7 protein-coding genes and 1 pseudogene are annotated in these 12,679 nt (G+C 35.2%); 5 read left to right on the top strand and 3 right to left on the bottom strand.

Annotated features, from left to right (window positions below; translation table 11 throughout):
* Window positions 1-51: 51 nt before the first annotated feature.
* Complete coding sequence (locus tag B0A81_RS17600) at window positions 52-768, top strand: hypothetical protein (protein WP_073075597.1); 717 nt, start codon at window positions 52-54, stop codon at window positions 766-768.
* 954 nt (window positions 769-1,722) lie between these two features.
* Window positions 1,723-1,824: pseudogene (locus B0A81_RS21960) on the top strand (hypothetical protein); the annotation flags it as partial.
* Window positions 1,825-1,905: 81 nt separating this feature from the next.
* On the opposite strand, the gene B0A81_RS17595 reads toward B0A81_RS21960, so the two are convergent.
* Window positions 1,906-2,253: a helix-turn-helix domain-containing protein gene (locus tag B0A81_RS17595; RefSeq protein WP_073075596.1), complete on the bottom strand. Its 348-nt coding sequence runs from the start codon at window positions 2,251-2,253 to the stop codon at window positions 1,906-1,908.
* 889 nt (window positions 2,254-3,142) lie between these two features.
* Between B0A81_RS17595 and B0A81_RS17590 the strand changes: the two genes are divergently transcribed.
* From B0A81_RS17590 to B0A81_RS17580, 3 genes are read left to right on the top strand one after another with little or no spacing between them, the layout of a single operon-like run.
* On the top strand, window positions 3,143-6,166 hold the full coding sequence (locus B0A81_RS17590) for a SusC/RagA family TonB-linked outer membrane protein (RefSeq protein WP_089059218.1): 3,024 nt from the start codon (window positions 3,143-3,145) through the stop codon (window positions 6,164-6,166).
* Between the two features lie 16 nt (window positions 6,167-6,182).
* Window positions 6,183-7,604 (top strand): RagB/SusD family nutrient uptake outer membrane protein, encoded by a 1,422-nt coding sequence (locus tag B0A81_RS17585; protein ID WP_073075594.1) that lies wholly within the window; start codon window positions 6,183-6,185, stop codon window positions 7,602-7,604.
* A gap of 11 nt (window positions 7,605-7,615) precedes the next feature.
* Window positions 7,616-10,264, top strand: coding sequence for a S9 family peptidase (locus tag B0A81_RS17580; protein WP_073075593.1), 2,649 nt, complete (start codon window positions 7,616-7,618; stop codon window positions 10,262-10,264).
* 65 nt (window positions 10,265-10,329) lie between these two features.
* Here the strand turns inward: B0A81_RS17580 and B0A81_RS17575 are convergent, their stop codons facing one another.
* A complete protein-coding gene (locus tag B0A81_RS17575; protein ID WP_073075592.1) occupies window positions 10,330-10,605 on the bottom strand; it encodes a DUF6520 family protein in 276 nt (91 codons plus the stop codon).
* Window positions 10,606-10,694: 89 nt separating this feature from the next.
* Window positions 10,695-12,212: a MauE/DoxX family redox-associated membrane protein gene (locus B0A81_RS17570; RefSeq protein ID WP_089059217.1), complete on the bottom strand. Its 1,518-nt coding sequence runs from the start codon at window positions 12,210-12,212 to the stop codon at window positions 10,695-10,697.
* Window positions 12,213-12,679 lie beyond the last annotated feature (467 nt).

Here is a 12,679-nt window from a genome sequence, read left to right as displayed (position 1 = left end):
ATTTTAAGTATATTATAACCAATATCAGATCAAACAATTCCGTAAAACAATATGAACAAACTATCTAAAATAAGCTATAAAACCTATTTCAACGAAAAACTGAAACAAGTTCCATTGGGTAAAATCATGACACATCCTTTATATGTGCAGGTTACTTTTGAAAGGAAGACGCTCTTTTTTAAAAGTAATTTTTTCGAATTATTTTCAAAACCAAAGTATATTATAGCTGTTGCGGGACTCGTAGGAAGCCCTTCTCTTGAAAAAATCATTACATTAGAAATGGAAGTAATTGAATTCATAGAAAACAAGCATTCCAGTAATTTTTCACTAGAACTATTCAAACAAGAATATGCTTTTTACAGCCAGGATCTCTGTGATATCATGGAAGAGGAATTTCGCAATTATCTTTATACCTTTTTTCAGGACAAAAGTATGTCTGTCTTCGCAATAGCAATTCGCGAAGGGAGCAGGCAGCGTATCCCTTATGAAATTATTAGAGATCTAAAAAAGGCTTGTACAAAACCTTTCTATGATGAACTTATTGAGAATTCATTGTATTACGGACCTCCCTATTTTGCATTATATGAATTTATGCAACAGACCAAAAAATGGCCAATGCTTTATCTTAGTGTTATGGAATGGGAAACGGGTAATACTAAAACAGAATTTTTTGAATATGTAAAAAAACACTATCCAAAACATAATGCAGTTGAAATAAAAAATGAAGTAGAAAAGTGGATCGCTTATATAAAAAATAAAAGTATTTAAAAGTATTTTTGGTAGTGTCTCACTAACTGCATAAGTAAAAAAAATGAGGTTTTAATACCTCATTTTTTTTCAATTTTACACAATCATATGAAAAAATAAGATTCTTATCTGCTTTACTCTCTTTACTATGACATACCTGCGTCTTTATGTAAATACTTCCCTTTACACTCAAGTACATATCTGCCTATGCTAAGTTCTGAATCCCTGTATTTTTACATACCTATGTTTCAGAGTACTTTCCTTTATACTCACATACATATCAATAAAAATACCTTCTTTTATACTTGAATTCCGACAACCAATGTAATCCTGAATAAAAAGAACATAATATCATAGTAGTTAGATTTAACGATAGTTTTTAGCATTACATTCAACAGCAATGCTCTTATAATTCATCTTTTTATGATGTAAATGGATTTTTTTAAATGGTTTTATCAGCAACAGACTTCTACAAATCCGAAAAAATAAAATAGCCTAAAACTGTTTTTTCTTATTAACTTTAATCTGCCTTTTCAGGCGGATTATTATGTTCACCAGAACATAGGCAAGTTGTGTTCTGAGCTGCTTGAAATACTTTCCGCAGCTCAGAACCACTTGCCCTGTCGGGAGCTGAAAACACCTTCCAAAGTCAGGTCTTTTTTGTAGAAGTTAAAAATAGATTTTCCAACAAATCACAGCATTTACTTATACTTGTTTTACAGAGATAAAATCTAAAACACTGAATATCATAAACAAAATTTACCCATGAAAAAAAGTTTCATTCCTAAATTTCACAAAGACAATATCCTTCATCATTTTGATCGACATAATATATACATCAACTCAGGATCTAAATATGAATAATATAAAGATAAACAGGATTTCAATTTTTATACACTTCAAAATATGATGTAGATAATGAAAAGGTAATCTGTAAATAATCTGAATAAATATTAAAAAACATCCAGAGCAAGAGCTCATAAATCTACTTTAGAAATCGAAAAACTTTTAAAAGAATTTAGAAAAGTCTCTATATTTAGGATCATAATATCATTTAAAAAAGCAAACCTCGCTTAAATAAAGTCTTAAGCGAGGTTTATATTAATTATCTTCAGAAAATTATTCTAATTCATCTTTCTTTATTAATCTTTGGTATAATTATTTTATATACTCAATCTTCAGTACCTCTGAACTCAAAACTCTAGTTCCGTTTTCATTCATAGTTTGCTTTACGGTTACTTTAATTTTATCATATTGAGGGGTAGGGAACTTCATCAGGTCTGAGATATTTTTATAATCGAAAGCCTTCGCCAATAGTGCAATATGTCGAGTTGAGTATTTGTGTCGTTGAGTAAATGATTCAACATTACTTACAAAACTTTTGGCGACTCCCATTTTTAAACTGAGCTCATCTTGTGACCATTTTTTATCTCCACGTAAATTTTTTACGTGATTTATTAAGTCAAAATCAAATTGAGTAGTATCGAAAATAATATTTTTTATCATAATTTACAAAAATTAACAACCCAACATATTGGGTTGTAAATAGTTTTTATTATATTTGTTCAAGCGAATTGATTATAAGCCTCTAATAAGGTATAATTAAACGATGTTTTCTCGTTCCGTAAAGTCCTATTTAGCAAACGAGAGTATCGTGGAATCGCTCCATGTCAAAAAGTTTTTTACTTTTGCAACGGCATGCGAGCGGTTCTCACATATGCTTTCAATTGCAAACAATAATTATTAATTATTGATAAGGGTCGTAGGACACCCACGGATTGAAAGTGTGAGGCCGCTCCTTGCTTTTTTCTGCAAGAACCCTTTATACCTAGAAATACATCGTTCCATAACCATAAACTTATGAGAACGATTTTTTTATATATAACCGTTATCAAACCACCTTAGCGATCTGCTAAAAGTGAGCTACCTTTTGTTGTTCCAAAACTAGACAACCATTGTGTTAGGATAGGGAAATATCTAGAAGTACTCTTATCACAGACACTTCTACCGTCAGAATTTTAACTCTACCTTGATATAAAAAAAGAATTATAAAATATAATATCCTGTATATCTAACCGCAACCCTAACCTAAAATATTTTTGGCACTTATATTTAAGCTTTTCATCTTTAAACTCGCACTTTAAAGGTATTGCCTTTATTTCTATTTTCCAAAGGGCATATTAAATTTTTAGAGTTTGTTTCGGAAAGATAATCAGGATGAGTTTTTTTAACACCTAAATCCACGCATGTATGTTATAGTAAAAAACATCATCCCTAAAGACTTTCAACTTGATGTCTTAAGAATAAGAAAAAAAGCCCTCTACCCACTGTTTGCGACACGTGTAGAGAGCTGAATTAATAAAAACTTTCGTTTCAAATTAACTAACCCAAAATTATGAAAACTTTTTCATTGAACAAAGGGTTGGCGGCACTTTGGTACCCGTTTATTTTCGGGTTCTACCTCTTTTGCACACCAGCCTTAGCACGAAATACCTTGCGGTTTTCCGCTCTACAACAACAAACCCATGTCACAGGTATCGTGACCGACGGTATTGGTCCTCTTGCCGGTGTCAGTATCTCGGTAAAAAACCAGAAAATTATTGTCATCACAGACTTCGACGGTAAATTCACAATAGCAGTATCACCTGATGATATTTTAATTTTTAACTACATCGGCTTTAAAACGATTGAAATTCCTGTTGTCCGAAGGTTGGTAATCAATGTTCAGCTGCAGGAAGACGCAATGGCACTTCAAGAAGTAAAAGTAAATGCCGGTTATTATTCCGTAAAAGAAAGCGAACGTACAGGAAGTATTTCAAAAATCAATTCAAAAGACATCGAAAAGCAACCCGTTACCAATGTATTAGCAACAATGCAAGGGAGAATGGCTGGAGTAGATGTTATACAAGATGGAGGTACTGCCGGAGGGTCGTTCCAAATAAAAATAAGAGGACAAAATAGCTTACGTACCGATGGCAACAGCCCTCTTTATATTATTGACGGTGTACCTTATTCATCCGAATCAATAGGTTCAAATGAAACTTCCACAACAACAGCGAGCCAAACAAGTCCCCTAAACAGCATTAATCCTGCAGATGTTGAAAGCATAGAAGTACTTAAAGACGCAGATGCCACCGCAATCTATGGTTCACGTGGCGCAAATGGCGTGGTACTGATTACTACCAAAAAGGGAAAAGCAGGTAAAACAACCGTTACTATTAACGCATCATCCGGTATAGGAAAAGTAACCAAGATGATCGATCTTATGAATACCAGTCAATATTTAGAAATGCGGCGACAAGCTTTTTTTAATGACGGTATAACGGTTTATCCCGATTCAGCATATGATATTAATGGCACATGGGATCAAAATCGATATACCGATTGGCAGGCAGCGTTTATTGGTGGAACCGCTCAAACAACCAACACTCAGCTTGCTGTAGCAGGAGGTTCAGAATCTACCCAATATCTTTTAAGCGGCAATTACCGAACAGAAACAACCGTATTTCCAGGCGACTTTGGATATAATAAGGGAGCAATCCACTTTAACATGAACCATGTCTCAGACGACAAAAAGTTTAAATTGATCGTTTCAGCAGGTTATACCTCCCAGAAAAACAATCAACCCTCCACAGACCTAACAGGCATATCAAGATCATTAGCACCAAATGCCCCAGCGCTCTACGATAGTGATGGAAATTTAAATTGGGAGAACAACACCTTTGACAATCCACTCGCAAGCCTGCTTAGTACAGGGGAAATCAAAACCAATGACTTGCTTGCAAATGCAGTGCTCAGCTATGAGCTCGTTCCTAATTTGGAAATTAAAGCAAATTTAGGATTTACTGATCTTAATAATAATGAGATGCGCACCATGCCCTCTACAATGTACAATCCAGCGTATGAAATCGGCAGTAGTGAATCAGTATTACTAACCAATGTAACAGGAAGACAATCGTGGATATTTGAACCACAAATACGTTGGAACCATACAGTCTGGAAGGGAGAATTTGATGTATTGCTAGGTGCTACGGCACAGCAGCAAAAGACCAACCGACTGTATCAAATGGGATATGGATTTGCAAATAATAGCTTGTTATATGATCTGGCTTCGGCAACTTCTGTCTTTACGTTCATGAGTGATGAGACGGTCTATCGTTATCAGGCATTTTTTGGAAGGATTAATTACAATTGGCAAAAACGCTTTATACTCAACCTAACTGGACGAAGAGATGGTTCAAGTCGTTTTGGTCCGGGTAAGCAGTTTGCAATTTTTGGGGCCGTTGGGGCAGCGTGGTTGTTTTCAAATGAAAAATTTTTAAAAAACAACACTCGTATATTAAGCTTTGGAAAGCTACGAGCCAGTTATGGGACTACAGGAAATGATCAAATTGGAGACTATCAATTTCTGAATACTTATGCTTCGTCAGGAAAATCATATCAGGGAACTGGACTAGATCCAATAAGACTGTTCAATCCTAATTTTGGTTGGGAGATCAATAAAAAATTTGAAGTTGCACTGGAAACTGGTTTTTTCCATGACCGCATTTTTCTAACTACAGCCTGGTACCTCAATAGATCTTCAAACCAACTTGTGGGTATACCGCTTCCCGGTACTACAGGATTTTCATCCGTAAACGCAAATCTGGACGCTACCGTTCAGAACAGCGGGCTCGAATTTACATTTCGAACGTTAAATATCGACCATAAGAATTTTAGTTGGACAACAAACTTCAATATAGCCGTATCAAAAAACAAGCTTATTTCATTCCCTCGACTAGAGGCTTCAACCTATGTAGATAATTATGTGATAGGAAGATCTTTAAACATTACAAAAGTTTTTCATTATACTGGACTCAATACGCAAACGGGACTTTATGAATTTGAAGATGTAAACGGAGATGGCATTATTACCGCTGATAAGGACAGAAAGACGATTGCAGATTTGACTCCAAATTATTTTGGAGGGTTACAAAATCAGTTTCAATTTAAGAATGTGCAATTAGACTTTCTATTCCAGTTTGTCAAACAAAAAACCTACGATTATATCGCCAATGTTCCCGGAGGAGCTTTTTACAACCAAAGAGCTGCAATGACCAGTGCGTGGCAATCTATAGGTGATAATACAACCTATCAACAGAATACCACAGGGGTAAATAGTGACGCTGTAACAGCCTTTTACAATTACAAATCCAGCGATGCGATTATTGTGGACGGATCCTATATTCGACTAAAAAACATCTCGCTGAGTTACGATTTACCATTTAAAATGGAAAAGAAGATAAAGTGCAAACTCTTTTTTCAAGGACAAAACCTATTAACATTTACTCCATACAAAGGAGGAGATCCAGAGTTTAAATACACCGGTTATCTTCCGCCATTAAAGATATATACCATCGGTGTTCAACTGATTTTCTAACACAATACTTTTTATTATGAAAACTATATATAATGCATTTCTGCTTTTCATTTTTGAAAAACGGACAAGTATCAGGGTGATTGCTATTTCAATTTTAATTGTTATAGTTATCCTCACAACTTCATGCGACAACTTTGTAGAAGTTGACCTGCCCACTTCACAGCTTACTTCTAAAACTGTATTTGAAGACGTGACTACTGCAAATGCAGCTATGACCGGAGTTTACGCAAAACTTCGCGACACAGGATTACTCACTGGTAATTCCACCGGTTTAACCTGCAGACTAGGACTTTATACAGATGAACTCGATTATTACAAATCCAACGATCCCAATTATTTCTATACAAATTCTCTTTATTCGGCTGAGGCTGGCATACAGGACTTGTGGAATCAAAGCTATAATGTAATATACGCGGCAAATGCCGTAGTAGAAGGTATTTCAGCATCCCATTCATTGGCACAGAAAGATAGGGACAGATTACGGGGAGAAGCACTTTTTGTACGGACCTTAGTACATTTTTATTTGCTCAATCTTTATGGAGATATTCCCTATGTAACTACAACTGATTACACCTATAACAGTACTATTCATAAAGCACCAACCCCCGAAATTTATGGCAAAATAATTACCGATTTAGAAGAAGCGACCTTAGTACTACCTGAGAAGTATAGTTCCCCGGAACGAGTTCGACCAAACAGGGCCACTGCACAGGCACTATTAGCCAGAGTTTATCTCTACATGGGATTATGGGCAGAAGCTGCTAATAGCGCATCAGCTGTTTTAAACAATCCCCTTTATTCCTGGGAACCGGATTTAGACAAGATATTTCTAAAAGAAAGTACTGCAACCATATGGCAGTTTAAACCCGATAGTGATAGTGGAAATACTAAGGAAGGTAATTTATTTGTTTTTAATTCCGCCCCCCCTCCTACAGTGGCACTCACTATTAATTTGGTCAATGCCTTTGACCCAATAGACCAAAGAAAAACACATTGGATTAGAGCCATTACAAAGGGAACAACCACTTGGTATCACTCGTTTAAATACAAACGTAATGCTAAAGCAGCGGATTCTAATGAGTATTCAATTGTGTTTCGTCTTGCCGAGCAATACCTAATCCGGGCAGAGGCACGCGCCCTGCAAGGGGATCTAATTGGAGCAAAAGAAGATTTGAATGTAATCCGACATACAGCAGGACTGCCCAATACAACTGCCGTTTCTGCAATTGAGATTCGAGAAGCCATAATTAAGGAACGCCGCCTGGAGTTTTTTACCGAATTCGGGCATCGGTTTTTTGATTTAAAACGAGTGGGCAATCTTGATTCAGCCCTTTCCTTTTCAAAACCGAAATGGTCCGATAATGATGCACTTTGGCCAATTCCAGCGCAGGAATTAAGTGCTAATCCAAATTTGAACCCGCAAAATACTGGATATTAAAGCCATCTGAAATGAAAAAAAGCAACAGAAGAAATCACAATGTCGCTCATTTTAGGGAAAGCAAAATTATGGTCAGTATATTTTTGCTGCTATGCTTTACTTCAATTGCCCAGCTGAAAAAGCATTTGACCCAGGACGACTATTCCCAGTGGAGCACTTTTAGTAATGTGGCACTGTCTGAAACAGGGAATTGGGTGAGTTATAAACTAAACTATGAAAACAAAGAAGATACTCTCTTTGTTAAAAGTACTCGTCAAAATAAGATATATTCATTTCCAAAAGGAGCAAATGGTAAATTTTTAAAAGGCTCTATTTTCACTTATCAGCAACCTGAAAAGCGATTAATGCTTATTAATCTGGACACGCAAAGAAAGATAGAATTGTCTGATGTAACCCGTTTCGAGATTGTAAATAACGGAAAATACATTATCACGTTAGGTAATAAATATGGTTCCAACAGTACCATGTCCATCAGGGATGAAAATGGAGAAACTATAGATGTTATCGAAGGTGTTACAACACATGTATTAAATGATAAAAGAGACGCACTGATTTATAGTAGTGATGTATCAGACAACCATAGTGTCGGGCATATTGATTTAAAAAAATACAAGAGAGATCTAATTATTTCAGAGAATGGGCATCCATTTCACAACCTTACATGGCAAAGAAATGGAAATAGCATTGCTTTTTTAAAAGAGACAGATAGCCTGACCAAAAGTAATGCGCTCTTATTATATCGAGTACCTCAGAAAAAACTAATTATTCTTGAACCTCATGACTTAAAAGAAATGCCAGAGATGCATATTATAGCGGAATTGAAGTTAACTATTTCAGATGATGGTACTAAAGTCTTTTTCGGTGTTAAAAAGAATAACTCTGTATCGTCAGACACAAAAAATAATGAGGTCGAAATTTGGAATGGTAATGCTCCTTGGGTTTATCCTATGGAAAAAAGTGTGGGCAATTGGGAAGATGCAGCCAAACTTTCCGTTTGGTTTCCAGAGAATAGTATTTGTATGCCCATATCTTTCACTGAATTACCCAATGTTCAATTAACAGGAAAGCAAGACTACGCCATTCTTTCAAATCCTAAATCTTATGCCCCACACTATAAATTAGATGGGGATGTAGATTACTATATTACCGATTTAAAAAAGAACACGCGCTCGCTTTTTTTAAAACAACAGCCCACAGATGAAAACAACCTCATTGTTTTTCCTTATGGAAATCAAATAGCTTATTACCGTGATACTAACTGGTGGCTTTATGATCCTGATAAAAACAAACAAATAAATTTAACCAGTGGCATTGCAACTGTTTGGGATTCAAAAAATGATAATTTTGCGCCTCCAATTTCTCCTTATAATTGTCCCGGTTGGAGTTCAGATGGAAAATACATATTACTTTATGATACCTATGACCTTTGGATAGCAGCTTTGGATGGCAGCAGTTGTAAAAGACTTACTTATGGACGTGAGAAGAACATCGTTTTCAGGATCAGTCCGTATGAATTTTTACATAAATTTTCTGCAAAATATGGTGGAAGAAGTACAGCGGTGTTTGATTTGTCAAAAGAAATAATTCTAGAAGCTACTGACAAAGATGATAGTTCTACAGGATATTATATTTGGAATACTAAAGAAGGAGAAAAACTACTGGTACATAATGACAGTGCAATTGATCAAATACAAAAAAACAAAAATAACTCATATGTCTTTGTAGAACAGAAATTTGACAGGTCTCCGGTTTTATTGTTTAAACAAGAGAAAAATTCAAAAAATACAGTTCTTTTTGCCAGCAATCCCCAACAGCAACGTTACAATTGGGGCAGATCAGAACTGGTTCACTATACAAATAAAACCGGACAGGCACTCAAAGGTATATTATTATATCCGAGTGATTTTGATAAGGAAAAAAAATACCCGATGATCGTTCATATCTATGAAATAAGATCAGCAGGACTTCACCGATATACAAATCCTTCACAGTATAATGATGAAGGTTTTAATGTTACGAATTACACCCTGAATGGTTATTTTGTTTTGCTGCCGGATATTGTATATGAATCTGGAAATCCCGGTGTTTCAGCGACAGCATGTGTTTTGGCAGCAGTCAAAAAAGTAACCGATATGGGATTTGTGGATCCTAAAAAAATCGGTTTAACAGGACATTCTTTTGGAGGATATGAATCCAGTTTTATTATAACGCAAACCGATGTTTTTTCAGCGGCAGTATCAGGGGCTGGGATAAGTGATATTGTAAGATGGTACTTTAGTATCGGTAAAGATATTAAGGCTCCGGAGGCCTGGAGGTTTGAGAGCCAGTTATTCAGAATGGGTAAGACATTCTATCAAGATAAAGATAGCTATTTTCGTAACTCACCAATACTGCATGCAGCCAATATTACCACACCTTTATTACAATGGACAGGAAAAGAAGACCCGACTGTTTCCTGGGATCAAAGCATTGCTTTTTATATAGCCCTGCGAAGATTGCAAAAAAAGCATATGCTGTTAGTATATCCCGATGAACCTCATGTAGTTTTTAATAGAAACAGTCAAAAGGATTTAACAATACGGACACAGCAGTGGTTTGACCATTATTTGAAAAAACAACCACCAGCAGCTTGGATTACTGCGGGTACAAGATGGGATTAGAATTACAAAAAATAATGCAGTTCCTAATAACAAGGAACTGCACTACTTTCAACTAACTTGAACAATTACGGGTTACTTCTATAAAGCTGAAGAACACACGGACTTGCATCCGTTTCTTTTCTGAACACTTGAAAATTTTCGTACATACATACAGGTCCAGGTGAGGCCGTACAATCTACAGTTACCTCTTCACAACTTGTAGCTAGCGGATCATGGATATACCCTTCAATTAAAAGGGTATCAGCCTTACTTTCTTTTGACACATTGGTGCTTACAGCGCCTGCGCTTGCCAATACAAATGCTGCAATTGGCAATACTAAAGTTTTTACAATAGGTCTCATAATATTAAAAATTTAAATTGATGATCTACTCTTTTTTACAGGTTTTCGATCTTACTCCTGCTACCAACTGGTATGAATCACGTGATTTTTTATTTCTTTATTAAAGCTTTTTTTATGGAATTTCCCAGCGAATATTTTTGCAATAACTGACCGGAAATCACATACAGATTTGATTCTGTGACAAGGAAATATTTCATCTTTATTTTTCCGGAATCATAAATATAAAAACTCGATAAATATTCATTTTTAGCTATATCATAAACATCAATTACGGATGCCTGAGTCCAGACTTCTTCATTTTCAAATCTTCCCTTGAGTGCGGAATTAACAAAAAGCAAATTGTTATATACTGCACTGTTTTTGTTGACCATATAAGGTGGTGCGGCAAGTTTGGTGTCTCCTGAGAGTTTTACTTTTACTACGTTTAATTTTGCTCGTGTTGTGGTGTCAATTGTATTTCCTCTGTAAAGTACTAATGGTGAATCGTTCGCAACAATATATTGGTTCCTGTAATAATAGGTATAAACTAAATTCCGGAGTTCTTTACTATATTGCAGTGTACCATCGGTGTCGAATATTCCATCTATTTGCTTTTCCAAAATAGAAGGAGAAAATTTCGCATTAATGCCATTACTAAAATCGAGTGTTCCCATTAAATGTTCTCCTGTATTTTTTTTCTGACCTCGAATTGCAATTCTGGCTGAATCCATGACAATTGCCTTGGTAAAGAAGTGATTCCCATTGTAAATTATTTTAGCTTTCCAGTCTGCTATTTTACCCTTGTATATCACTGGAACCATACCATCGTAAACGTAAAAATAAGGCGGTTGAATACTTACTTCTACAGAACGAAAAGGAAAGTCATCACGGTCTAATTGTATTGTAGAATGCTGTTTGTTTTTCAAAGCACTATCGACAACAATGATTTGTAATGGCGCATCGTGATTTCCTAAATATATTTTTCCGCTCTCTACTCCCGCCAGATAAAAAGAGGCATTTTGTAAACGGGTTTCATCAATTTTTTTTATTGCATATTGATCAAATCTTCTGATAAACGGATTTTCTTTGGCCATAATATCTTCAGATAACATAAAAAGCAGTGCAATAATGCCAATACTAAAAAAAATACTTACCGAAAGAGAACTGACAAGAACAGCGGGTTTTGAAATCAGGGATACCTTTGGCATCCCATCGCGCAGTATCAGGATACCCGCTGCTGCCAGCATTATGAAAACGAAATTAAAAAAAAGATGTTCCGTCCATCCCATTTTCTCCAGGATTCCTCCACAGGAACACGGAACAAAGGAGCTGTAATTTAAAATAATATAGATATATGTGGTAAACATAACCATCAAACTAAAGGCTGCAAAAAGACCACTTAATCTGCATTTTTTAAAAACAAGTAACAATGCAATAAGCAATTCCAGTATTGGTACAATCCACGCAATTGATCCTGCAAAAGCGCTCAGTAGCGGGGATTGTCCGAGTTGCACACGAAAGTTCTCAAAGTCAAGTAATTTACTCAGCGCCGCATATACAAATAGAATTACATACAACAGGCAAATTATCTCCAGAATTGCATTTTTGATTTTTATATTTAGCTTCATGTTTTCTAATCTTTAAATTGATTGAATTATGAAATATCAAATCATATTTAATTGGTATGGAAATTTTTATTTCAGTTTTCAATTTTTGCTATTATTCAAATAGTAAATTGTACTCACTAAATCAAATTCCATTAAACTCAAAAGAAAAACATTTTAATCCTTTTTCTTTTTTTTAGAGTTAGAGCGAAAACAAAACTACAATAGATTATTTTACAAAGTGTTGTCAAAATCCTGTCGAAGTTTTGCCTTTTCCTGCCATTTTTATTGCGAATAATTAAAAAGAAATATTTTTTCTTATAAAAAATAGTATAAGTTAAATTGTATCCAGTTAGTCTTTTAAAAAACATTCTTATTTCTAACTTTTTTCGATACTGATACAATAAATTTTAATGCCTTTTTTAAAATTCTATTTGCGATTGCTGCTGAAACAAAATTACAACAGGCTCTTTGATTGCTTGTTATCCAAA

The organism is Flavobacterium plurextorum, from assembly GCF_002217395.1.
Classification (GTDB): Bacteria; Bacteroidota; Bacteroidia; order Flavobacteriales; family Flavobacteriaceae; genus Flavobacterium; species Flavobacterium plurextorum.
Note: the sequence above shows the minus strand (reverse complement) of the source record. Positions and strands in the feature narration are given on the sequence as shown.